20 protein-coding genes and 1 riboswitch are annotated in these 23,342 nt (G+C 40.6%); of the genes, 13 read left to right on the top strand and 7 right to left on the bottom strand.

All coding sequences use genetic code 11. The features are described from left to right. Nucleotide 1: 1 nt before the first annotated feature. Genes sat through ACGTNH_RS16760 form a run of 5 tightly spaced genes read left to right on the top strand, consistent with a single transcriptional unit; the run spans nt 2 to nt 4,130 of the window. The gene (gene sat / locus ACGTNH_RS16780) at nt 2-1,147 is read left to right on the top strand and encodes a sulfate adenylyltransferase (protein WP_394588087.1); all 1,146 of its coding nucleotides are present in this window, start codon (nt 2-4) and stop codon (nt 1,145-1,147) included. Between the two features lie 17 nt (nt 1,148-1,164). Further along, complete coding sequence (cysC, locus tag ACGTNH_RS16775) at nt 1,165-1,758, top strand: adenylyl-sulfate kinase (protein ID WP_394588086.1); 594 nt, start codon at nt 1,165-1,167, stop codon at nt 1,756-1,758. Between the two features lie 26 nt (nt 1,759-1,784). After that, a complete protein-coding gene (gene cobA / locus ACGTNH_RS16770) occupies nt 1,785-2,546 on the top strand; it encodes a uroporphyrinogen-III C-methyltransferase (RefSeq protein WP_394588085.1) in 762 nt (253 codons plus the stop codon). Nucleotides 2,547-2,563: 17 nt separating this feature from the next. After that, entirely contained in the window at nt 2,564-3,316 is a 753-nt protein-coding gene (locus ACGTNH_RS16765; RefSeq protein WP_394588084.1) for a sirohydrochlorin chelatase, read from the top strand. A gap of 19 nt (nt 3,317-3,335) precedes the next feature. Beyond that, entirely contained in the window at nt 3,336-4,130 is a 795-nt protein-coding gene (locus ACGTNH_RS16760; RefSeq protein ID WP_394588083.1) for a uroporphyrinogen-III synthase, read from the top strand. A 36-nt stretch (nt 4,131-4,166) separates the two neighbouring features. Here ACGTNH_RS16760 and ACGTNH_RS16755 read toward each other — a convergent pair whose 3' ends face one another. The 3 genes from ACGTNH_RS16755 to ACGTNH_RS16745 form a co-directional block, all read right to left on the bottom strand. Further along, nucleotides 4,167-4,778: an NAD(P)-binding protein gene (locus ACGTNH_RS16755; RefSeq protein WP_394588082.1), complete on the bottom strand. Its 612-nt coding sequence runs from the start codon at nt 4,776-4,778 to the stop codon at nt 4,167-4,169. 115 nt (nt 4,779-4,893) lie between these two features. Further along, nucleotides 4,894-8,349: a methionine synthase gene (gene metH / locus ACGTNH_RS16750; protein WP_394588081.1), complete on the bottom strand. Its 3,456-nt coding sequence runs from the start codon at nt 8,347-8,349 to the stop codon at nt 4,894-4,896. Next, nucleotides 8,312-10,192 (bottom strand): bifunctional homocysteine S-methyltransferase/methylenetetrahydrofolate reductase, encoded by a 1,881-nt coding sequence (locus ACGTNH_RS16745; protein WP_394588080.1) that lies wholly within the window; start codon nt 10,190-10,192, stop codon nt 8,312-8,314. The genes metH and ACGTNH_RS16745 overlap by 38 nt, the downstream gene beginning before the upstream one ends. An 88-nt stretch (nt 10,193-10,280) precedes the next feature. Next, a riboswitch (SAM riboswitch) is annotated at nt 10,281-10,388 on the bottom strand. 427 nt (nt 10,389-10,815) lie between these two features. On the opposite strand from ACGTNH_RS16745, the gene ACGTNH_RS16740 reads away from it, so the two are divergent. Both ACGTNH_RS16740 and ACGTNH_RS16735 read left to right on the top strand, forming a co-directional pair. Continuing rightward, the gene (locus ACGTNH_RS16740; RefSeq protein ID WP_394588079.1) at nt 10,816-12,192 is read left to right on the top strand and encodes a YjiH family protein; all 1,377 of its coding nucleotides are present in this window, start codon (nt 10,816-10,818) and stop codon (nt 12,190-12,192) included. Between the two features lie 45 nt (nt 12,193-12,237). After that, nucleotides 12,238-13,554 (top strand): aspartate aminotransferase family protein, encoded by a 1,317-nt coding sequence (locus ACGTNH_RS16735; protein ID WP_394588078.1) that lies wholly within the window; start codon nt 12,238-12,240, stop codon nt 13,552-13,554. Between the two features lie 184 nt (nt 13,555-13,738). Here ACGTNH_RS16735 and ACGTNH_RS16730 read toward each other — a convergent pair whose 3' ends face one another. Then, a complete protein-coding gene (locus ACGTNH_RS16730) occupies nt 13,739-14,173 on the bottom strand; it encodes a universal stress protein (protein ID WP_394588077.1) in 435 nt (144 codons plus the stop codon). 156 nt (nt 14,174-14,329) lie between these two features. Here ACGTNH_RS16730 and ACGTNH_RS16725 point away from each other — a divergent pair, with 156 nt between their 5' ends. Then, nucleotides 14,330-15,238 carry a CBASS cGAMP-activated phospholipase gene (locus ACGTNH_RS16725; RefSeq protein ID WP_394588076.1) on the top strand — a complete coding sequence of 303 codons (909 nt, stop codon included), beginning with the start codon at nt 14,330-14,332 and terminating at the stop codon, nt 15,236-15,238. A 194-nt stretch (nt 15,239-15,432) separates the two neighbouring features. Here ACGTNH_RS16725 and ACGTNH_RS16720 read toward each other — a convergent pair whose 3' ends face one another. Then, nucleotides 15,433-16,173 carry a YybI family spore inner coat protein gene (locus tag ACGTNH_RS16720; RefSeq protein WP_394588075.1) on the bottom strand — a complete coding sequence of 247 codons (741 nt, stop codon included), beginning with the start codon at nt 16,171-16,173 and terminating at the stop codon, nt 15,433-15,435. Nucleotides 16,174-16,330: 157 nt separating this feature from the next. Between ACGTNH_RS16720 and ACGTNH_RS16715 the strand changes: the two genes are divergently transcribed. Continuing rightward, complete coding sequence (locus ACGTNH_RS16715; RefSeq protein WP_394588074.1) at nt 16,331-17,398, top strand: sensor histidine kinase; 1,068 nt, start codon at nt 16,331-16,333, stop codon at nt 17,396-17,398. A gap of 124 nt (nt 17,399-17,522) precedes the next feature. Here the strand turns inward: ACGTNH_RS16715 and ACGTNH_RS16710 are convergent, their stop codons facing one another. Beyond that, on the bottom strand, nt 17,523-17,978 hold the full coding sequence (locus tag ACGTNH_RS16710) for a hypothetical protein (protein WP_394588073.1): 456 nt from the start codon (nt 17,976-17,978) through the stop codon (nt 17,523-17,525). Nucleotides 17,979-18,391: 413 nt separating this feature from the next. On the opposite strand from ACGTNH_RS16710, the gene ACGTNH_RS16705 reads away from it, so the two are divergent. Continuing rightward, entirely contained in the window at nt 18,392-18,622 is a 231-nt protein-coding gene (locus ACGTNH_RS16705; protein ID WP_394588072.1) for an excisionase family DNA-binding protein, read from the top strand. A gap of 171 nt (nt 18,623-18,793) precedes the next feature. Here ACGTNH_RS16705 and ACGTNH_RS16700 read toward each other — a convergent pair whose 3' ends face one another. Further along, on the bottom strand, nt 18,794-19,171 hold the full coding sequence (locus ACGTNH_RS16700; RefSeq protein ID WP_394588071.1) for a RidA family protein: 378 nt from the start codon (nt 19,169-19,171) through the stop codon (nt 18,794-18,796). Nucleotides 19,172-19,492: 321 nt separating this feature from the next. Between ACGTNH_RS16700 and ACGTNH_RS16695 the strand changes: the two genes are divergently transcribed. The 3 genes from ACGTNH_RS16695 (at nt 19,493) to ACGTNH_RS16685 (ending at nt 23,279) form a co-directional block, all read left to right on the top strand. Further along, nucleotides 19,493-20,977, top strand: coding sequence for a Na+/H+ antiporter NhaC family protein (locus tag ACGTNH_RS16695; protein ID WP_394588070.1), 1,485 nt, complete (start codon nt 19,493-19,495; stop codon nt 20,975-20,977). A 293-nt stretch (nt 20,978-21,270) separates the two neighbouring features. Further along, nucleotides 21,271-21,564, top strand: coding sequence for a hypothetical protein (locus tag ACGTNH_RS16690; protein WP_394588069.1), 294 nt, complete (start codon nt 21,271-21,273; stop codon nt 21,562-21,564). Nucleotides 21,565-21,698: 134 nt separating this feature from the next. Beyond that, complete coding sequence (locus ACGTNH_RS16685) at nt 21,699-23,279, top strand: long-chain-fatty-acid--CoA ligase (RefSeq protein WP_394588068.1); 1,581 nt, start codon at nt 21,699-21,701, stop codon at nt 23,277-23,279. The last annotated feature ends 63 nt before the right edge of the window (nt 23,280-23,342 follow it).

The raw sequence follows: 23,342 nt of genomic DNA, 5'->3' as shown, positions 1-23,342 counted from the left end.
TATGACGAGTCAACCGCATGGCGGAGTTTTAGTCAACCGAATCGTAGATGCAGAAACGTTTTCACCTGAGAGAACTGCACACGATATTGAATTAGATGACATTGCGATCAGTGATTTAGAGCTTATCGCCAATGGAGCTTACAGCCCGCTGGAAGGATTTCTTAGCGAGAAGGATTACCTTTCTGTAGTTCGTGACATGAGGCTGGCTAATGGGATCCCCTGGAGCATCCCAATAACATTGCCCGTTGATGAACGAAAAGCAGTAGAACTGCAAGCAGGCAGCTGGGCAAGTCTTTCTAAGAACGGTGAGGTTTATGGCTGGATAGAAGTGGAAGAAATCTATTCATCTCAAAAAGATACAGAAGCTGCAAAAGTTTATCAAACAACAGAGTTAGAGCATCCTGGCGTAAAGAAACTATTTGATCGCCCTGACTATTATGTCGGCGGCCCAATTCATTTAGTGAAACGACCGCCTCGTAAACATTCGGAAGTCTACTATTTAGACCCGGAAGAAACCCGAAAGGAATTTGAAGAACTTGGGTGGAAAAAAGTTGTAGGCTTTCAAACTCGTAATCCTGTTCACCGTGCTCATGAACACATTCAAAAGACAGCGCTGGAAACCGTAGACGGCTTATTTTTAAATCCGCTGGTAGGGGAAACGAAAAGCGATGATGTGCCAAGTGATGTAAGATTGAAAAGCTATCACGTTTTACTTGATAACTATTATCCAAAAGACCGAGTGTTTCTTGCTGTGTTTAACGCCGCTATGCGGTACGCTGGTCCGAGAGAAGCCATTTTTCACGCCACTGTCCGCAAAAACTTCGGCTGCACTCACTTTATCGTTGGAAGAGACCATGCAGGGGTAGGCGATTATTACGGTACGTACGATGCTCAGAAAATCTTCTCCCATTTTACGGAAGACGAGCTGGGGATCACGCCGTTGTTTTTCGAGCATAGCTTTTACTGCCACACATGCAAAGCCATGGTTTCTAGTAAAACATGCCCGCACGACAAGAGTCAGCATGTCATCCTGTCAGGAACCAAAGTAAGAGAAATGCTGCGCAGCGGAGAGAAGCCGCCGGAAACGTTCAGCCGTCCAGAAGTAGCAGGAATTCTCATTGAAGGATTACAAAAGGTAACGCAATAAAGAAGGGAAGAATTAGCATGAGTTCAAATATTACATGGCACGATACGTCTATCACAAAAGAATATTATCGTAATAAAAACAAACATTCCAGCGGTGTAATCTGGTTAACAGGACTATCAGGATCCGGGAAATCGACCATTGCAAATATTGTGAATCAGAAACTTTTTGAAAAAGGACTGCAAACTTATGTACTAGATGGCGATAACGTACGGCACGGGCTGAACAAGGATTTAGGATTTGGGGATCAGGATCGTGAAGAGAATATCCGACGCGTGGGAGAAGTTGCGAAACTTTTTGCCGACAGCGGAACGATTGTACTCGCCTCCTTTATTTCTCCTTTCCGATCGGACCGAGATAAGATTCGCGCTAGCTTAACAGAAGGAGAGTTTGTTGAAGTCTACGTGGATTGTCCTTTACAAGAGTGTGAAAAGCGCGATCCTAAAGGCATCTACAAAAAAGTAAGAAATGGAGAAATTCCATCTTTTACAGGAATCGATTCTCCTTATGAAGCGCCGCAGTCTAGTGAACTTGTGATTCATACAGAGCAAGAATCAGCAGAGGAATCCGCTGAGAAAATCATCCAATTTCTCCAAGAGAGAAACTGGATTTAGCAGCTCATCAACATGGGGGGATAACAATGACGAAAGTCTATTTAGTAGGAGCGGGACCTGGAGACCCGGAATTAATAACCGTTAAAGGAATGAAGGCAATTGAAAGGGCTGACGTCATCCTTTATGATCGACTCGTTAATGAAGAGCTGCTGGAATATGCTTCAAAGGGAGCTAAGCTGATTTTCTGCGGGAAGCAGCCAGACCAGCACACGTTGCGTCAAGAAAATATTAATGATCTTCTCTGGCAATATGCTAAGAAAAATAAAGTCGTAACACGTTTGAAAGGAGGAGATCCCTTCATCTTTGGCCGTGGAGGAGAAGAAGCGGCTGTCTTAAGTGAAAAAGGAATTGATTTTGAAATCATACCTGGGATTACTTCGGGATCAGCAGCCCCTGCTTACGCTGGTATTCCTCTGACTCATCGTGAGCTAAGTTCTTCTGTTACTTTTGTATCTGGAGTAAATCCACAAGAAGACGTTGTTGACTACTGGACGAATTTAGCCCGCCATAAAGGTACGCTATGCATTTATATGGGAGTAAAAAAGTTCCCTCATACGTGTGAACAGCTCATCACTCATGGGATGGACCCGGACATGCCTGTCGCTATTATTCACTGGGGCACTACTCAAGAGCAGAAGACCGTGACGGGAACGTTAGCCTCCATTCATACAAAATTACATGAAGTATCGAATCCATCAATGATAGTAATAGGTGAAGTAGTGAGACTGCGTGAGAGCTTACAGTGGTTTGAGAAAGAACCACAGCCTATCATTTCATCAGTTATATAAGAAGAGGGAGAATTGGTATGCAAGGAGTACTTTATATTAGTCATGGCACCAGATATGATAAAGGAAAACAGGAAGCGATTGAATTTTTAACCGACATTCAACCCTCTGTAGATGCCCCTTTACAGCAAATTTGCTTTCTTGAAATTAGTGAGCCTGATGTTCAAGAAGGTGTGCGTAAATTGATAGATGCAGGAGCGACTTCTATTTCAGTCGTTCCTATTTTACTTTTAACCGCAGGACATGCTTTAAAAGACATTCCAATGGCACTGAAGAAAGTTAAAGAAATCTATCCGTGGCTTGAATTAACTTATGGCGAGCCCCTGGGTGTGCAGGAGAGAATCATAGATGTGGCGGTTGACCGCATAGAAGAAGCAGATTCATCACTAACAGACGATACGACGATTTTATTCGTTGGAAGAGGAAGCTACGACCCAGCTACGAAGCGTGATATCGAATCCATTGCGCAATCGATAGAAGATCGTCTACACGTTCGTGTAAAAACAGCTTATTTAGCTGCCATAGAACCTAAGTTTAATGATATCATTGAAGAATGGTCCCTTAATTCACGAGTGGTGGTCGTTCCTTACCTATGGTTTGATGGTCTGCTTATTCAATCGATGGAGAAAAAAGTAACCAACCTGCAAAAAGAGGGAGTGAGAGCTTCACTCTGTCGTCCGTTAGGTGACCACCCCAATATGAAACAAGCCTTAATTGAACGGGTGCATGAATCCTTTCATTTCCCATTTGTTATCGTTGAGGCGAAAGACTGACTTCTATGGAGGCATGCAGATGACAAAGCTTACTGGAAGAACAATCGCAATAGCCGCTGATCGACAAGCTGAATCCATTGAGGAACTTATACGCAAGCAAGGCGGCACGCCAATGACTCAATCGCTCCAAGGGCAAAAAGTACTGAATGAAAAAGAAGCGGAAGAAGATGTAGTCAAGCTCATTAAATCCAAATTCAACTACGTTATATTAACAACGGGAATAGGAGCAAGAGCACTGGAAGAAGCGGCTGGAAGGCTTGGTTGTCAAGAAGAGTACATCCAAGCTTTACAAGAAACAAAACTTGCTATACGTGGTAGTAAAACGGTGAAGTGGTTAAAGGAAAAAGGCCTGGAGCCGAGTATTGTCTCTGACGATGGAACAATGAATGAATTAGTGCAAGAACTCGACCAGGTTAATCTAGAAGGCAGCTCGTTTTTTCTTCAGCAATACAATAAGAATGAACCGGCGATTCTAAATAAATTGAATACCCTGCCTATTGAACTCTATCAGTCACTGCCCTATCATTACATCGAACCCGAGCAAGAAACAGTAAAACAATTACAGCAACTTATCATTGAACAAAAGGTAGATGCAGTTGTTTTCACAAGCAAAACGCAAGTACAAAATCTATTTTGTACGTTAAGTGAGAAGCTGAGTACTGCTTTTAATCAAGAGGTGACTGCTGTTGCCGTAGGAAGTGTCACAGCAGATGAGCTTCGCAGTTATGGGATAACTCAGGTGCTTGAGCCGGATAAGCCCAAAATGGGAGCAATGATTATCGCTTTAAGCCATTACTACCAACAGCATGCATAGAATGAAAGCCCATTCCCAGTTATAAGGGGGATGGGCTTATTTTTGGGATCGTATATACTGAAGCATGTCTTTTTGCTTGTGTTGATCAAAAAAGTCTTCCTCTACGAGTTGACGGAGTATTTTTCCTCTTTTAATCATGGAAAGGGAGGACTGTTTTAATTGCTCGCGGGCTTCAAAAAGAAAGTTTACATACTTTTCATAGCTTTGGTCGTATTGTTCTTCTAAGTCTTTTTTTATTCGGGCGGCTAATATAGGGCTTGCGCCACATGTGGATACACTTATGGATAACCTGCCGCGCTGAAAATGGCTCGGGAATTGAACGTTTCCATCTGCTGCCTGTTCCACTGTATTCATCAGTGCGTTTTTAGGAGCTGCCTCTATCACTTGTTGATTAACGAGGGAGTCATTTGTGGCGGCAATGATTAGAAAAGAATCTTTAACATCATCGGGGGAGAAACGCTTTTTCTTCCAGTGAATTTGCTCGTTTTCAGAAAGGGATCTCAGGCCGGAAGTGACTTCAGGACTGATTACCTTAATAAGTGCACCGCCGCTTAACAAATTGTAAATCCTTCGCTCCGCAATTTTTCCCCCGCCAACAACTGTTACACGTTGCCCCGCTACATCAACCATTAATGGGATCCCACTCACTTCAGATCATCCTTTTTTCTTTCAGTGTACCAGAAAAGGTACCAGGTACACAGAAAAGTAAAATCGGTACCAGGTACACACTTTGTATCATAGTGTACCTGGTACCGGTTTTGTATTAATGCACATTAAAGTAACGTGCTTCTGGGTGGGCGAAGACAATGGCTGTGACGGAGGCTTCTGGTTCCATCATGCATTCTTCCGTTAGTTCTACGCCGATTTGTTCTGGTCTAATTAGTTTAAATAATTTTCTCTGGTCCTCTAATTCGGGACAAGCAGGATAACCAAAGGAGTACCGCTGACCCTGGTATTTTGCTGAAAAACGCTCCTGCATTGTAAAGTCCGTAGCATCTGGGAATCCCCATTTATCTCTCATCAGCTGGTGAATATGCTCTGCTAATCCTTCAGCTGTTTCCAGGGCGAGAGCCTGCAGGGCATGACTCTTCAAGTATTCCCCGTCTTCTTTGAGTTTAACGGCTTGATTACGGATTCCTTTTCCCGCCGTTACTGAGAAGAAACCGACGTAATCCATTTCTCCACTGCTCACTGGACGCAAATAATCTGCCAGGCAAAGATGCGGGGCACGATTTTGTCTCGGGAACGTAAATCGTTCAATGATCGTTTTCTGATCGTTTGGATCATAGATAATCACATCATCGCCATCAGATTGAGCCGGGAAGAATTGGTAGAGAGCTGAAGGTTGAATCGTACCTTCTTTTTGAGCTTTCTCAATCAATTCGTCCACCACTTCTTTTAAGTGCAACGCCTTTTCGTTTTTCTCCTCTAATAGTTTAGAGAATTTACCTTTTAAGCCTAAATGGTGGCTAATTAACATTTGCATATTAATGTAAGGCTCGATGTGAGCGACGGAATAATTCTTCAAAAGGTGCTGTTTGAAATCGTGAGGCTGAAAAACAGGTACCGTTTTAGAAACGGTGGAAACAGGTTTTTCTGCTACGGCTGTAGAGGCCGGCTGTTTAGCTGCTTGCTCTGCACCTCTAGCAATCGCCTGCTCTTGTTTTTCCTGCTGTTCGCGGATCAAAAGCTCACGATCTTCTTTTTGGCTTAGTCGGTTTGATAGGGAAAGTCCATCCATAGCATCTTTTGCATAAAATACAGTGCCTTCATATTGGGGAGCAATTTTAGTATTTGTGAACTTTCTTGAAAGTGCTGCCCCCCCAACTAGAATCGGAATATCGATTTGCTGCTGTTTTAAATCTTGAGCAGTCAGTACCATTTGCTGGGCTGATTTGACGAGCAGACCTGAGAGACCGACAAAGTCCGGTCCTTCATTTTTTATTTGTTCAATCAATTCGGTAGAAGTGACTTTAATACCCAGGTCTACGACTTCAAAGCCATTGTTGCTCAAAATGATATCGACGAGGTTCTTCCCGATATCATGGACATCTCCTTTAACAGTAGCAAGAAGGATTTTCCCTTTTTTATTGGACGTATCATCTTTTTCCATGTGTGGTTCAAGGTAGGCGACAGAAGTCTTCATTACTTCAGCACTTTGTAATACCTCCGCTACGATTAATTGGTTATCATTAAATAATCGTCCGACTTCAGCCATACCATCCATTAAGGGACCGTTAATGATTTTTAATGGTGTTTCATACGTTTCTAGAGCTAGGTCCAGGTCTGGGACAAGTCCTTCTTTTGTTCCTTCCACAACGTAATGAGCGAGTCTTTCAGGCAAGCTCATCGTAGCTGTAGGCACTTTAACTTCTTTTTTCTTCCCACGATAAAAAGCTGTAAATTTCGCCAGCGTAGCATCTGTCGTTTGAAATAGAAGCTCGTTGGCCTGGTCGATTTCTTCTTGTGCAATAGACCCGAAACGCTCTAGCTTTTCAGTATTAACGATCGCATAGTCGAGCCCGGCTTTTGTACAATGGTAAAGGTATACGGCATTTAACACTTCTCGTCCAACGGGAGGAAGACCGAATGAAACGTTGCTGACGCCTAGAACAGTTTGACAGTTTGGCAGTTGTTCTTTAATTAACCGGATTCCTTCGATCGTTGCCTCGGCAGAGCCTATATATTGCTCATCTCCTGTACCGACAGGGAAGACGAGAGGATCAAAAATAATGTCTGATTCACTTAATCCGTATTCTTCAACTAAAATATCGCGGGAACGAATGGCAATTTCAAGTTTCCGCTCAGCTGTAACGGCCATACCTACTTCATCAATCGTACCTACAACAACCGCGGCACCATACTGCTTAACTAACGGAAGAATCTCTTTAAAACGATCTTCGCCGTCTTCTAAGTTAATCGAGTTAATGATCACTTTTCCTTGTGAGTAGGTAAGGGCTTTTTCAATCACATCCGTATCGGTGGAATCGATAATTAGCGGCACTTTCACCTTGTTAATCACTTGTTTCATAAAGGCTTCCATATCCCGTACTTCATCACGATCTGGATCAGCTAAACAAATATCAATAACTTGCGCACCTTTTTTTACTTGCGCACGAGCGATTTCTGATGCTTCTTCAAACTTTTCTTCCGCAATCAGACGTTTAAACTTACGCGAACCAATTACATTTGTTCGCTCTCCAATTAAAATAGGACGATCATTTTTATCCTCATAAATAAAAGGTTCAATACCTGAAACGGCATGAGGGTGACTTTTGGGAGCTTCTCTAGGTTCATAATCTTTTATAGCGTCTACCAGTGCTCTTATGTGATCAGGCGTCGTTCCGCAGCAGCCGCCGACAACGTTCAGCCACCCTTTCTCAGCGAAGCCGGCAATTTTTTCTGCAAGGGATTCTGGTGTTTCATGGTAGTTTCCTTCTTCATCAGGCAGCCCGGCATTAGGGTAACAGCTGACAGAGGTTGTGGCCAAATCGGATAGAGAACGAATATGGTCTCTCATAAATTCCGGACCGGTTGCACAGTTTAGTCCTACTACAGCAGGTTTCATATGTTCAAGGGACAAGTAAAAGGCTTCAATCGTCTGGCCGGCAAGTGTAGTTCCCATAGGCTCAATGGTGCCAGAAACCATAAGAGGTATTTCCTTCCCAAATTTTTTAAAAGCTTTAGATATCCCCAGATAAGCTGCTTTCACATTCAGCATATCCTGAGAAGTTTCAAGTAAAAGAAGGTCAACGCCGCCTTTTAAGAGTCCGCGAGCCTGTTCCTCGTAAGCATTCGTTAAATGTTCAAAAGTTGTCCCGCCTGTAACCGAAAGGGTTTTTGTCGTTGGCCCCATGGCACCGGCTACAAATCGAGGTCGATCCTCAGTTGAATGCTTTTCAGCTGCTTTTTTAGCGAGTTGTGCTGCTTTTATATTGATTTCTTCAGCTAAGTGACCCAGTTCATATTCATCGAGTACCAAGTCGGTGGCACCAAATGTATTGGTTTCAATAATATCCGCTCCAGCTTTAAGGTACTCATCGTGGATCCACTCAATAACTTTAGGCGATGTAATATTTAAATATTCATTACATCCATCGTATAATTCTCCGCCAAAATCTTCAGGGGAAAGGTCGGCATCCTGGAGCATTGTCCCCATGGCTCCGTCTAAAACTAAGATCCTATTTGATAGATGCTGATGAAATGGTGTTGTTTCCATTTAAAACCGTCCTTTCTGAACGCTGCTGATTCACTTCTTTAATATAGTTAGTTAATTCTACCGTTATTTCATAGCGTAGAAATGGTGTAATTAAATAGATACCATTGAACAGCTCGGCTGCTGTATCAATTAGTGACTTAGCGATAGCAATTCCTTCTGCCTGCGCAAGAGCAGGGTCATGGCTGACACTCTCCATACGCTTTCTAATTTCATCAGAAAGTGTGATGCCAGGTACTTCATTATGCAGAAATTCAGCATTTCGTGAACTTGTAAGCGGCATAATACCGATGTAAATGGGTGCCGATATGTGCTTTGTTGCTTCGTAAACTTCTCTAATTTGTTCCCCGCTGTAAACGGGTTGGCTAATAAAGTAGTCAGCTCCGTATTTAATTTTTTTCTCAAGGCGTCCGACGGCACGGTTGAGGTTTCGGACGTTGGGATTGAAGGCAGCAGCAACTGAAAAATTTGTATTCATGCCAAGCGATTTTCCGGAAAAGGAAATGCCTTGATTTAATTGTTTAATATATTGAATCAAATCAAATGATGACAGATCATATACAGACGTAGCTCCAGGGAAATCACCAATTTTCGTAGGGTCCCCGGTAATGGCTAAAACCTCTGTGATCCCCAGCGTATGCAGTCCCATCAAATGGGATTGAAGTCCAATTAAGTTACGATCTCTACATGCGATATGCACAAGAGGGTTGATATCATATTTCTGCTTAATAATGGAGGCAATGGCAGAATTGCTGATCCTTGGTGAGGCGAGCGAGTTATCAGCAAGTGTAACAGAGTCAACACCAGCGTCTCTTAATGCTTGCGCTCCCCTCATATATTTATCCGTATTCAATTTTTTCGGGGGATCAAGTTCTACAATTATTGATGACCGCTCGGCTGCTATTTCATGGAGGTGTGGGTTCGTATCCTCAATTTCCCTAGGTGTTTCAACCTCAGCTTTAGCAGGTGAGACCACCTTATTCTGAATTGGTTTTTTTCCTTTTACTTCTTCTGCAATAGCAGCAATATGCTCAGGAGTTGTTCCGCAGCATCCTCCGATTAAACGTGCTCCTTCTTCATAAAGAGAGCGTGCACTCGTTTTAAAATAATCTGCATCTGTTTTATAAACAAGCCGGCCATCCTGATAAGCAGGTAAACTGGCATTAGGGTAAGCAGATAGAACAGCTTTTTTTGGCAGAGGCACGCCTTCTAATGCTTGGGTCATATGATAGGGGCCGAGACGGCAGTTGATTCCAACCACATCTGCTCCAATATTTTCTAATGTAGTTAAGGCTTCGTTTAGAGAAGTTCCATCCTGAAGAACGCCAGGTTCATGCATAGAAACTTGAGCAATAATAGGAAGCTTCGTTTCTTTTCTCGCAATTTGTAAAACGGTTTGGAGCTCTTCAAAGTCGTAAAAGGTTTCGAGTAAAAGACCATCTACACCTTCAAATAACATACAGTATAACTGTTCTCGAAAGCTGCGTTTAATTTCTTCAAGCGAGACCGCCTGCTTACTAATTGCTCGAGTTCCTCCGATTGTACCAACGACATAATTGTTCTCAGCAGCAGCTTGTTTCGCAATTTTGATGGCAGCTGTATTAATTTCCTTAACTTTATCTTCAAGTCCGTAACGGGAGAGTTTAACGTAATTCGCACCGTATGTATTGGTTTGAATGATCTCAGCACCGGCTTCTACGTAGGCTTTATGAACATTTAATACCTCGTCAGGGTGGCTGCGGTTTAAATCTTCAAAACATTGATCAATGCCGTAAGAATAGAGAAGGGTTCCTAAAGCTCCATCTCCTACAAGAGTTTGTGTTTGAAGAGCATCTCTCAAATTCATACATTTCCTCCTTAGTGGTACCGAGTACCGTGATAAATAAAAAAAGCCTTCTTATAAGAAGAAGACTTTAATTCGTAATTAATCCTTCTTCTTATCTTCCAAGTTTTTTAATAACTTGCTGGAGTTAGCACCATACTGTGGAACAGTGGTTGCTGAGGCTTCATCGGGCCAGTCCCTTCACCTCTCGAGATAAGAAAGCATATGAAATTTTCCTGGATAAAACATTGTTGCGACTTACATTACACTAAATAATGTTAGTAATCAAGCGAATATTCGTAATTTTTCATTTTTATTCTATTATACTTGAAAAATATTACATTGATGTATGCATATAACAAATTATTAGATCTAAATACATACTTTCACTTCGACATAGTTTGACATTTGTAATTATAATGGAGTGAATTTTCTCAATATTAAAACATGTAAGCGGATTTCTGATATACTATTCAAAAGCCTGATGTAAAGCCATTTTCAACCAATTTAAAAACAATTCATTTAATTTACTTTCCTCTATTGAATTTTTATGCATTAAAATGTATCATTAAAAACCGCAAACCCGAAATAAGTCATATGTACCAATAATATATACAAAATTCATTCATTGATGGGGGAATTACACTATGGAAATAGAGAAGAAGGAAATGCAAGTAGCATCAGGGTACACAGCAGGCCAGCTTATGAAGTTTTTAATACCTTCTATTATCGGGGTATTGCTGTTTCTCGTCCCTGTTTCAGTTGACGGCACAGTCACCATCGGGTTAGGAATTTTAGCAGACGGCCTTCAAGGAGCGATTTCTGAATATATTCCTTTGTTTATGACCATTGTGCTTTGGGTGTCTGTAGTGGGGGCTTTTGTTATAAAAGTTATCAGTCACCCCGGCATTAGAAATCATAAATTTTTATCGAGCTTGTTTGATATTGGAGTATTTTGGATTGTACTTCGTGCTTTAGGGGCTGTTTTTGCTACGATGACCCTTATGGGAATAGGACCTGAAGTCATTTCTTCTGAGTTAACAGGACAAGTTGTTCTTTTTGATTTAATACCTGTCTTAATGGTTTGGTTCTTATTTGCCAGTCTATTTATGCCGCTCCTTCTTGAGTTTGGCCTTATGGATTTTATAGGCTCTGTTGTTCGTAAGGTAATGCAGCCTTTATTTAAACTTCCGGGGCGTTCTTCTGTGGACGCTCTGGCCTCTTGGATGGGTAGTGGAACGGTAGGCGTATTGCTGACCACTCAACAATATGAAGGAGGCTACTATTCAAAGCGAGAAGCTGCTGTAGTAGCGACTAACTTTTCTATTGCTTCCATTGCCTTTAGTTTAGTGATCGCACGGTTCATTGGTATTGATCACATGTTCGTTCAGTTTTATTTTACAGTAGCTGTTTGCGGAGTAGTTGCTGCGGTTATTTGTCCACGTATTCCTCCGCTTTCAAGAAAGAAGCACACGTACTATGAACCAGTTGGAAAACAAATTGATGAAGCTGTACCTGCTGGCGTATCCAGTTTTCGCTGGGGAGTCGATCAGGCTGTAAAAAAAGCAGACCAAGTGAAAAGTGCAAAAGATGTTATCAGCCGTGGGGTGTTTAATGTAGCTGATATATGGCTTGGTTTAATTCCACTCGTTATGGCGCTCGGAACGATAGCTTTAATAATTGCCGAATTTACACCAATTTTCACGTTTTTATCTTATCCATTTATTCCTTTACTGACGTTACTGCAAATCCCGGAAGCTGCTGAAGCTGCTCCGGCGATGATCGTAGGTTTTGCTGATATGTTTCTTCCGGCTGTCGTTGGTTCAGGTATTGAATCTGAACTTACTCGATTCATTATCGGCGTAATGTCTCTTACACAACTGGTGTACATGTCAGAGATCGGGATCTTACTTATTAAATCTAAAATCCCGCTAAACCTATTGGAACTGTTCGTAATTTTCTTGCAGCGTACGATTGTTACACTGCCGGTAGCAGCACTTATGGCTCATCTATTATTCTTTTAAATCTAATGTTACGATAAATAGAAATTGTTGTAGGAGGATTTGGTTATGGGAAACGATTGGAGTCACCTGGTAGATAACATGTCAAATCGTTTAGCACCAAGTATGGCAAAGGATCATCCGAATTTGCCGGTCGTTAAAGAAGAAGGCTGCTATTATTTTGGCGTGGATGGGAAAAAATATTTAGATTTTACTTCGGGCATTGCTACTACAAATGTCGGGCATCGCCATCCGAAAGTTGTAGAAGCGATCAAACAAGGAGCAGACGAACTTGGGCATGGGCCTTCTGGGGTTATTATATATGAATCAATATTGAAGCTGGCTGATCGTCTAGCTGAAGTCATGCCTGGTAACCTAGATTGTTTCTTTTTTGGAAACAGTGGGGCTGAGGCAATTGAAGGGGCCATAAAATTAGCGAAACATGTAACTCAGCGGCCTTATATTGTTTCATTTATCGGTGGGTTTCACGGCAGGTCTATGGGAGCTTTAAGTGTGACAAGCTCCAAAAGTAAGTATCGAAAATTTCTTCAGCCTTCAGGATCTTACCAAGTTCCATATGCACAAGCAGATGATTGTCCGGCTGGACTAGACCCTGAACGGTATGTAGTTGACCAACTGGAGAAAGATTTCGAACGGTTATTTGCTCATCAAGTGACACCAGATGAAGTGGCGGCTGTATTAGTTGAACCTGTTCTTGGCGAAGGAGGATATATTGTCCCTCCAAAAGCATGGCTTCAAAAAGTAAGAGAACTATGTGACCAACACGGTTTATTACTTATTTTCGATGAAGTACAGACAGGATTCGGTCGAACAGGTGAGTGGTTTGCCTCTCAAACGTTTGATGTCACTCCGGACATTATGGCCATTGCCAAAGGAATTGCCAACGGCATGCCGCTAAGTGCGACTGTTGCTTCGAATGAGCTGATGAAGCAGTGGCCGCTAGGAAGCCATGCTACTACATTTGGGGGCAACCCCATTGCCTGTTCAGCTGCTAATGCCGTATTAGATGTTATAGAAGAAGAAAATTTACTCGAAAATACGAGAAATGTAGGGTCGTATGCAGCAGAAAAGCTTAATGAAATCAAAGCAAGGCATTCCGTAATCGGACGTGTCCGTGCAGTGGGGCTGATGATTGGAATCGAAATTATTGATCCTCAAACAGGCTCACCTAATAGTGAAGGTTTATTCAGGGTGTTAGATACTGCTCTGGAAAATGGAGTTCTATTTTACTTTGGAGGGAATCAAACGGAAATCATCCGCATGATTCCGCCATTAACCGTAACAAAAGAGCAGATTGATGAAGGACTTCGCATGTTTGATGAAGCCTTAACGGCTTATGAGAAAGAAGTTGGAGTTCATAACTGACTGAAACGAGTCTGTTCATATAAAGGATAGGCTAAGCTTGTAGAGAAACTACTTGTTTTTCTACAAGCTTTTTCTTGCCTTCAGGAGCCCAGACCATTGTGGCCACTGAAAAAAAGTAGAACTTTAAAAAGCGGACTGTGTGGAATTTAACTCCCTCACAGTCCGCTTTACTTAGGCTCTTTTCTTATTTAATAACTAAAACTGGACATTTCGCATGCTGAACCACATTGTTGCTGACGCTTCCTAAGAAAAATTTCTTAACATTACCTAATCCGCGATTGCCAATTATAATTAAATCGATGTCGTGTTGATTCGCATAATCAGTAATTTTTATCCCGGGGTTGCTTTCGCTTTTTCCAACTAAAGCTTCAGTGACAATCGGGTGGTGAATAGTTTTAAACTCTTCTTTAATTGCTTCTAAATCTGACTTCAACTGTTCGGCTAGTTCTGTTCCGATACTTTCAGACATTTTTGCATTTGTAAACGGGCCGGTCGGTTTAATAACTGAAACTACATGAACTTCTGCTTCACTATTGAACTGTTCTTTAGTAAGTGCTTCTTGTATAGCTTTCTTACTAAGTTCAGAACCATCGTACGCTACTAAAATTCGTTCTTTCATTATAACCACCTTCCTTGGAGTTATAATATTAATCTTTTCCTACTTCCATTTTACCATACAGGAAACAATATTTCTGCCCTTCGCTTTCATTCTTGCCGAATGAAGGAAGCTGATCATGGTTACACTGAAAGTAAATGATAAATTTAGGTGGCGCCCGTGAAAATATTATGTATTGATGGCGGAGGGATTCGCGGCATTCTTCCTGTAACTATATTAAAAGCAATTGAGAAGGATACAAAAAGACCAATAGGAGAATCATTCGATTTAGTAGCAGGGACGAGTACAGGAGCTATCATCGCAGCATCTATTGCTTTACAAAAAAGGATGGAGGACGTTCTTCACTTTTATCAAAAGTATGGGGAAAGAATATTTACAAAGCAGGCAAAAGTCGGACTTTTAAAAAGTGTATATAGTGATCAAGATTTAAGAAACATGCTGCAAGAAGTTTTTAAAGAAGTGAAGCTGGCAGATATAGAGCAGCCGCTACTCATTCCTTCAGTTGATATTACCCAAGGAAAACCATTCTCCTATCGGTCTTATTCAGATAAAGATGATAAAGGAATAAGCGATATTTTTTTATGGGATGCTGTACTGTCATCATGTTCTGCTCCTGTCTACTTTCCACCCAACAACATCTCTCAACGATACTTATCCATTGACGGCGGACTGTGGGCTAATAATCCGTCTATGGCAGCAATTACAGAATCAATTAAATCATTTAATAAAGGTTTAGAAGAAGTGAGGGTTTTATCATTTGGAACAGGAAAGCAGAAAATTGAATTTTCATTTTCCAAAAATAAGTACTGGGGGTTAAGGCAATGGATGCCTTTAAAGATTCCTTCTTTAAAAACAAAACCTAAACTACTGGATCTGGCATTACATTTGTCTTCAGAATCGGTTTCTTATCAAAGTCAAATATTGTTAGGAGAACAGTATTTGCGAATTGACGAGGATCTATCTAGAGAAATCCCTTTTGATGATATTCTCTGTATGGAAGAACTAAGCACATTAGGGGAAAAGGTGTACGCCCAGCATAAAGAAAAGATTCTCGCGTTTTTATTTTGAACGCCAATGACGGCGTTCTTTTTTTATGGATTAGAACCGATTCAATTCAGTTTTATGTATAATTGGTTTTACCAATTAGTAATTAGCGGAATGGGAATGAATGTATACTGAGTGTCCGTATATTAACAAAACAATGCTTCAGATACAAAATTAGCGCGAGGTCAGCTCTGAGCTAAAAAGAGCTGACCAATTATTTAAGACTGTTCCTCCCCTAACACAGCGACATATTGCCAGTTATCTTTAATTATAAAATGGGTACCGTCCCAATAAAGAGGGGACTGCACGAGACCTAAGCCATCGGCGTTATATCGGCCGGCGATACGCTGAAATACAAATAATTCAAATACGCCATTTCCGTCAAAATCAACAGGGTAAGCAGTATTTAATCCTGACACCCATCCTTGTACAGGAGTTTTAAGTTTACCGTCCTCCGTGTAAATTTCTGATAAATATTCCTCGTCTCTATTGCTAATATCAATGACATAATTTAATTTTAACGTTTGATTGGATATATCTACTTTGTAGTGATCCCTGTACATAACATCATACAAATATTGGTCGTTGAACGTTTCATAGTTAAACAACTCTTTGGCTTGATTGTTGAGGAAGGAATAGATGTAAACAAAATAGAAACCTCCACTTCCCCCCGAGTTAATGTTAATTTGAATATCATCTACGCCGTCCCCGGTAAAATCACCTAGAAATAGTGCAGGGGCATATCCGGCGTTTGATTGAAGAGGTACACTGTAAAAGGTTTGAGTCCTTCCGTCTTGAATCACTAGAGTAATATCCGTCGTATAAGGACTCCCCGTATCGTTAGGTTTTTTCCCTGTCAAGTACACGTTGTCAATCACTCCATCGCCATTAACATCTCCTTGAGCAAAAGCCAGAACAGTCGGCTGATTCATTGTCTGTCTATAATCATATGGATACATGATATCCTCTCCCTCAGTTGATTCCGCCTATATGATATTCTATGCTTTGGTTCACAAACAATAGTATGAAAAAAGTTGGAAAGACTTTTGTAGACGATGAGCTGTATCATGGTATATCCTTAAAGGACGGTATTACATAGATAAAGGAGTAGAAAAGATGTCTATTCGTAAACGATTTATGCGGTCAAATTTGGCGATTGTCATTATTCCAATGCTATTATTTCTTTTTGTAGAAGGATATTTACTTTTATATACGTTCAACTTTAGTACACAACAGGGAGATCAGCTTACGTTTTTATCCATTCATATTGTTGGGTGGCTGGTGCTTTTACTAATCACAAATGCCTTGTTTCTTTACTTTGTAACCAAAAACGTCATAAAACCAATGAAGACTCTGACAAAAGCAGCTGAAGAAGTGAGTGCTGGGCAAACTGAAACCCCATTTGTACGTATGAAAAAAGATGAAATCGGTAAACTCGCCGATTCTTTCGAGAATTTAAGGCTGCAATTACTAGAATCAGAAGAAGTAAAACAAAAGTATTCAGAAAACAGAAAGAAACTTTTATACAATATCTCAAATGATTTGCGACTTCCTATGTCCTTTATTAAAGAGCAGGTCGAATTTGCTCAAGGGGAAAACGCTTCTCGCGAAGAAGTGGATGCTGCGCTCCAGGCGGTTCATATGAAGTCAATTGTACTTGAACGTTTGATTGATGAACTATTTCAGCATTCTGAACTTGATATGGGACGACTTTCCTTTTACTTTAAAAGGTTAGAAATGCGTTCGTTTCTCGTTGAAATCATGGAAGGGTTTCAAGAGGAGTGGGAAGAAATTACTTTTACCTTTGAAGCGGAGCAAGTTAAATCTTATGAGGCAAAAGCTGATCCTGCTCAATTAAGACGAGTGATGGTTCATTTACTGAATAACTGCTTGCGATTTATGGATAAGGAAGAGAAAAAGATTGATTTACGTCTGAAAGAGAAGGGCGGCGAAATCATTGTGGAAGTTACAGATAACGGACCAGGTATTCTAGATAATGACCTTCCACATATTTTTGAATTGTTTTATCAATCCGAACAAACCAAAATGTTCTCCGAGGGAGGGAGCGGCCTTGGCCTTCCAATCTCAAAAAGAATAATCGAAGAGCACGGAGGCTGGATTAAAGCTGCAAGCCGTATTGGCCATGGTACGACGGTAACCTTTACACTCCCTGCTTACGAATAATAAAAAAAGCTTGTAGAGGCCGGTAATTCTCTACAAGCTTTTTACATTTATCTCAATACAGTTAAGCAAGTTCAAGTACCACAAAAATGGGCACAACCAAAGTTTTTTCGTATCGGCCTATGATTTAAATGCGGCTGAACCCCTCTTCTTCTAGAAAGTTAGCGGCTTCCTCGTAGGAATTAAATGCACCTTCTAAAATTTCACCTGCATACACATTATAACCATCATCTTCCCGCATAAGAAAAAGCGAGAAATCACCGTTATTCATCCATTCTTCAAAAACCGGATTTTTTTCTGCTGGCGTAGAAGCTAAAGAATCTATTGCTTCACGTACGATGTTTCTCAATTCAGTTTCACTATAATCACGAATGTTTACCATTCCTCGATCATCCGCAGGGCAGCCTTCTATCTCGCCTGCATATACAAAACCATTGCCGTTAGGATGTAAATGGTAAACAACATTTTTCTTATCATAAAGACTTTCTTCGTAATGAAAGTTGACACGACCTAATGAGACTTCTTTTTTAGTCAGCTCACCAAACTCTTCTATAATAGCCATCTTTTCTTCAAACGTTAGCATAGTAGCCTCCTGCTGATTTAGTAATTCGTTTATTATAGCACAGCGGGAGAAGAATTCGAAATCTGCAATTAAATTTTGATTGTCAGGGACGGTGGAAGATGATATAGTTATGGAGCGATGAGCTGTTTGTGTAAGACGAAGTATATGCCTTCGAGGCTAAACGACGAATGTGGTCGTCGGTACATTCGCGACAAAAGATCGAAAGCTTTCCCTGAAACACGGGAAAGCTTTTTTAATATGCATTTGTTGCATTTCATTATTAACTCGTTTATAAAAAAGAAAAGGCCTTTTGGGAAATGAGAGCTTCTTTCTATCATAAAGCAAGGGCTCTCATACTGAGGGAAGCTCAGCATCTAACAAAGTTTATGATTTAGTAGTTTCAACTTCTTTAAACAAAAGGGAAGGTGAACGAAATGTATTTAACTGTAGAAGAAACGGCTAAATATTTAGACGTTCCAAGAGAATATATTGAGCATTTAATTAAAGAGAAGAAGGTACGTTGTCTCCATGATGGAGAGCAATATTTAATTAATAATTCTCAATTTGATATTTACTTTGAGCAAGTGGAGAAGTACCGTGTCATGATACAGGACTATTTAAATGAACCTATTCCTCAAGATCGGGATATAAAAGATGAAGATTAATGCACGGTTATAACTTTAAGTTTGTAAAGCCTATGACAAAAAGGAATAGTTTATGTCGTAAGAGAAAGTAAGGGGAAAGAATAATTGACGCCCTCTGTCAAAATAAAAAAGATTGACCTTCATCCAACTGAGGGTCAATCTTTTTTAATATCTAAAGGGTTAATAAGGTTATTATTTGACAGCAATGGCTTCTATTTCAACTTTTGCTCCTTTTGGAAGCTTTCCTACTTCTACCGCAGCCCGCGCTGGATAGGGCTCACTTAGATAACTCGCATATACATCATTAACGACGGCAAAATCATCCATGGAATCCAAATAAATATTTGCTTTAGCTATATGATTGTAACTTAAGCCGGCTTCTTCAAGGATCGCACCCAGGTTTTTCATAACTTGATGAGCTTGTTCTTTTACATCATCTGATACAAATTCCATTGTCTGTGGATTCAGAGGAATTTGACCGGAAATAAAAATAAGGTTTCCTACATCTGCAGCTTGAGAATAAGGTCCGATTGCTGCAGGTGCTTGATCTGTAGCTAGTGGTTTAAACATAGTGGTCACTCCTTTTATGTAGTTAGTTTACATCCTACCATGACTTCCATGAATAACGAAATTTTTTCAAATTAGAACATTGTTTTATTCATGACTCTATCATTTCCTAGGAAATAATGAAGAAATAAATAGAAAGGCGGCTGTTTGATATCTTTTATGGCCGTAAGACATTTTACCTTATTATAAGGAAAAAAAAGAATAAATTTAGGTGCAACTATTCCATGTTTTTATGATCACTTCCTCTATCATAATTAAAGATTACGGAAAAACTAGATTTAGTGATACACTATGAAGGGATTTTAGTCACAAGGAGGAATTCTAGTGGGAAATCAAGAAAATAACGAAGTCATTGATGAAGCGGTAGGGAAAAAAAAGATAGAGAAATTGGAATTTCGCGGCGGTGTTTTTGCTGCAACCATACCCTTAGTTTTTTTCATCATATGGGCGATCACACTTAGTGTCTCACAGCTTGTCACAGAGGAGGCGCTTGTACTTGGGATGGTAATTGGAGTTGCCATCGGCTTATTCTTTTGTAAGTCAAAATGGGCCGATTATGCGCAAAGTTTAATTTCTGGAATGGCGCAGCCTGTTGGTGTAGTTGCAGTTATTGCCTGGTTTTGGGCTGGAATGTTTGCCACCCTCTTATCAGCAGGTGGATTAGTTGATGGACTGATTTGGCTTGGATTTCAAACTGGCCTTGAAGGGGGAGCTTTTGTAGGAGTAACTTTTCTGCTTTCTGCGTTGTTTGCGACAGCTGTAGGTACAGGCTATGGAACTGTAGCTACATTTGGAATACTTATGTACCCGGCGGGTGTTATTTTAGGAGCTGATCCCGTCATTTTACTAGCTGCAATATTAAGCGGTGCCGTGTTTGGAGATAATTTAGCCCCTGTATCAGACACGACCATCGTCTCGGCGACTACCCAGGAAGCCGATGTACCTGGTGTTGTTCGCTCAAGATTTAAATACTCTGTTACTGCTGCCGTCCCGGCTCTTATTTTATTCGTCATCTTCGGAGGCGGAGGGACTATGGGGAATACTCAAGTCATGAACGAACTTCAACAAGAAGTCGCTGCTGATGGACTTCTCTTATTGATTCCGTTTGCCCTTGTGTTATTCTTGGCATTGTCTGGGCATCATCTACTGACTTCCCTGACGTGGGGGATTGTAGCTGCAGTAGTCGTCATGGGTCTTGCGGGTACTCCGCTGACTGAAGTGCTGCATATTTATCAAAACGATGCTGGTGATGCGGTTATTGAAGGAGCTCTTATGGAAGGGATCGGCGGATACTTTAATATGGCCATTCTAATACTATTTATATTAGCTGCCGCCCATTTAATGGAAGTGGCTGGAACTATGGAAACCATTAAGAACTTCTTCTTAGGAATTATTAAAAATGTAGTACGTCGTGCTGAATTAACGATGTTTGGAATTGTGGCATTTTTAAATATATTTATCACTATTAATACAGCTGCTGAAATTGCAGCCGCCCCGTTTGTGCGAAAGTTAGGAAAAGAGATGAACATTCACCCTTATCGTCGAGCGAACTTTTTAGATACAGTGACCTCTTCGTTAGGTTACATCTTTCCTTGGAGCGGCGGTGTCCTGCTCGCCTGGGCGACCATTCAGGGAGCGGCTGACAACTACGAGTTCATCCCAGTTGTCAGCCCAACAGAGGTTTTTCCTTTCGTATTCCAAGGGTGGGGATTGTTGATTGTCATGTTTATCGCTGCCTTGACCGGATGGGGATTACGATTTAACGGTAAAAATGGAGAAGAGGTTAAGCCAAAGGATTATTATTCTTAAGCTTAACAGGAAAGTCGTCTTTCTTTAGGGGAAGATGACTTTTTATGTAAAAAAAAGCGAGTATGAAATGGAAGGGTATAAAAGAGTTTACGTACGTTCGATGAATATTATATGGCTGATCTTTTAAGGGGAGAAAGGATTTGATATGCTTAGTAGAAACAACTGTGACTTTCTAATCAATCGTCCCTTTTAATTAATAGGACTTTTAAGCATTACGGACCTTCTTCTCCCTTTACAGGAATACTATAATAGAGAAAGATCAATTAATTTGTCGACAGGAGGATGCCGATTCAATGGCGAACAGTTTTTACTTAACATCAGATGAAATAAACAAAAAGAAAAAGTTTAACATAGCATCACTTGTCCTGCTTGGTATTTTTATTGCATTATTTGCTTTATTAGTAAGCGGATTTTCATTTTGGGGACTTGGCAGAGTAACCGTCATTCTTATGCTTTTGTTTCCATTAGGAGGCGTATTTGTTGGGTTGAAAGGGAGCGGATGGACAAAATGGCTGCTTGTTCTTCTTCACGCCGGCGCCTTTCTGATGATGACTTATATCATGTTAATCGCATTAGGCATAGCTTAAGCTTTTTAGAACTTCCTTTCTATTTTAATAGATTGGAAGTTTTCTTGTTGTATATCTGTTTTGTTTGATATATAACAGTCCATTCTTTACAATAAAATGTAACCGCTTTATTTAACAGAAGGGGAGGAAAAAGTATGCATGTCCCATTAGTACTTACTGATTTTTTGGACAGGGCTGTTGAATTATATGGAAGTAAGCCGGCAATTATTGATGATCACAAAACCCTGACTTACGATCAATTAAATGATCGAGTAAATCAGTTATCACGTGGTTTACAAGATTTAGGTGTGGAAAAAGGAGATAAAGTTGCTTACTTAGCTCCTAATACAAGTGAAATGCTTGAAGGGTTTTACGGAGTCTTTCAAGCAGGAGGAGTGATGACTCCTTTAAATACACGCTTAAAGCCTGAAGATTATAAGTTTATATTAACTCACAGTGAGAGCAAGGTACTATTTGTAGATGAAGAGCTTTATCCTCTAGTGAAGCCCGTTTTACATGATATTCCTCAACTTCAAGAAGTAATAATTCATGGCAATTCTTTAGAGGGACATATAGCTTATGAGAGTTGGAGGAGTAACTATTCACCGGACGATTTTGACCGTGTAAAGCTAGAAGAATCGGATATTGCCAGTCTTTTATATACTAGTGGTACTACAGGCAACCCAAAAGGAGTACTGCTTTCTCACCGATCAAATTATTTACATGCATTATCGGCGATGCATCATCTGAGAGTTTCTGACCAAGATACATTATTGCATGTTCTGCCAATGTTTCATGTGAACGGATGGGGTTCTCCTTTTTATTACACGTTAAACGGTGCAACTCAAGTCATGCTGCGAAAAGTAGATCCAGAGTTAATTTTACAAAAGGTAAAAGATCATCAGGTTTCTATTATGCATATGGCTCCAACTGTTTTAAATATGGTATTAGAACAATATGAATCTAATCCAACCTCTTTGCCGGAAAAAGGGAGGATTGTGATTGCAGGATCAGCTCCTCCTCCTGCATTTGTTAGAAAAGTGGAAGAAGAAATGGACTGGGAATTTATCCAGGTCTATGGCATGACAGAAATAACTCCGCTTATTACCACTTCCATTTTACGGTCCATGGAACAAGACTTAGCCAGGGAGGAGCAATACCTGCTAAAAGCAAAAACAGGCTATGAAATGGTAGGATCGAAAGTAAGAGTGTTAGATGAATTTGGTAAAGAGGTACCAAAGGACGGGAAAACAATTGGCGAAATTGCTGCCCGCTCCAACAATGTGATGGAAGGCTATTATAAAAATCCAGAAGCTACGAATGAAACGATACGGGACGGGTGGCTTTATACAGGTGATATGGCAATCGTAGACGACAGAGGATATATTGAAATTGTCGACCGGAAGAAGGACGTTATAATCAGTGGGGGCGAGAATATTTCTTCGATTGAAGTCGAAGCTGCGTTGTACGACCACCCTTCTATTTTAGAGACGGCAGTTATTGCGGTTCCGCACGAAAAGTGGGGAGAAACGCCTCATGCTGTAGTTGTAAAGAGAGAAGGGCATTCCATAACAGAGGAAGAGCTCGCGGAATACTGTCGTCATAAATTGGCTCATTTTAAAGTGCCAAAAAGTTTCTCATTTGTTGAAGAGCTCCCAAAAACAGCTTCTGGAAAAATTCAAAAAGTCCAGTTGCGTAAAGAGTTTTGGAAAGATGAAGATCGAATGGTGAAGTAGAGGCTGGGACAGAAATAAAGCAGTGATGTCAAAAGTCGCATAAAGGTACCAGGTACCGAAAAG

This window comes from Halobacillus sp. B23F22_1 (genome assembly GCF_043497005.1).
Classification (GTDB): Bacteria; Bacillota; Bacilli; order Bacillales; family Halobacillaceae; genus Halobacillus_A.
This window is presented reverse-complemented; position numbering and strand designations above follow the sequence as displayed.

Bases quoted from the DNA above. Each gene is read 5' to 3' on its own strand.
- cobA (WP_394588085.1), top strand. From the start codon at position 1,785: ATGACGAAAGTCTATTTAGTAGGAGCGGGACCTGGAGACCCGGAATTA.
- ACGTNH_RS16740 (WP_394588079.1), top strand. From the start codon at position 10,816: ATGGAAATAGAGAAGAAGGAAATGCAAGTAGCATCAGGGTACACAGCA.
- ACGTNH_RS16745 (WP_394588080.1), bottom strand. From the start codon at position 10,192: ATGAATTTGAGAGATGCTCTTCAAACACAAACTCTTGTAGGAGATGGA.
- ACGTNH_RS16685 (WP_394588068.1), top strand. From the start codon at position 21,699: ATGCATGTCCCATTAGTACTTACTGATTTTTTGGACAGGGCTGTTGAA.
- ACGTNH_RS16700 (WP_394588071.1), bottom strand. From the start codon at position 19,171: ATGTTTAAACCACTAGCTACAGATCAAGCACCTGCAGCAATCGGACCT.
- cysC (WP_394588086.1), top strand. From the start codon at position 1,165: ATGAGTTCAAATATTACATGGCACGATACGTCTATCACAAAAGAATAT.
- ACGTNH_RS16710 (WP_394588073.1), bottom strand. From the start codon at position 17,978: ATGCTAACGTTTGAAGAAAAGATGGCTATTATAGAAGAGTTTGGTGAG.
- ACGTNH_RS16765 (WP_394588084.1), top strand. From the start codon at position 2,564: ATGCAAGGAGTACTTTATATTAGTCATGGCACCAGATATGATAAAGGA.
- sat (WP_394588087.1), top strand. From the start codon at position 2: ATGACGAGTCAACCGCATGGCGGAGTTTTAGTCAACCGAATCGTAGAT.
- ACGTNH_RS16715 (WP_394588074.1), top strand. From the start codon at position 16,331: ATGTCTATTCGTAAACGATTTATGCGGTCAAATTTGGCGATTGTCATT.
- ACGTNH_RS16760 (WP_394588083.1), top strand. From the start codon at position 3,336: ATGACAAAGCTTACTGGAAGAACAATCGCAATAGCCGCTGATCGACAA.
- ACGTNH_RS16720 (WP_394588075.1), bottom strand. From the start codon at position 16,173: ATGTATCCATATGATTATAGACAGACAATGAATCAGCCGACTGTTCTG.
- ACGTNH_RS16735 (WP_394588078.1), top strand. From the start codon at position 12,238: ATGGGAAACGATTGGAGTCACCTGGTAGATAACATGTCAAATCGTTTA.
- metH (WP_394588081.1), bottom strand. From the start codon at position 8,349: ATGGAAACAACACCATTTCATCAGCATCTATCAAATAGGATCTTAGTT.
- ACGTNH_RS16730 (WP_394588077.1), bottom strand. From the start codon at position 14,173: ATGAAAGAACGAATTTTAGTAGCGTACGATGGTTCTGAACTTAGTAAG.
- ACGTNH_RS16690 (WP_394588069.1), top strand. From the start codon at position 21,271: ATGGCGAACAGTTTTTACTTAACATCAGATGAAATAAACAAAAAGAAA.
- ACGTNH_RS16705 (WP_394588072.1), top strand. From the start codon at position 18,392: ATGTATTTAACTGTAGAAGAAACGGCTAAATATTTAGACGTTCCAAGA.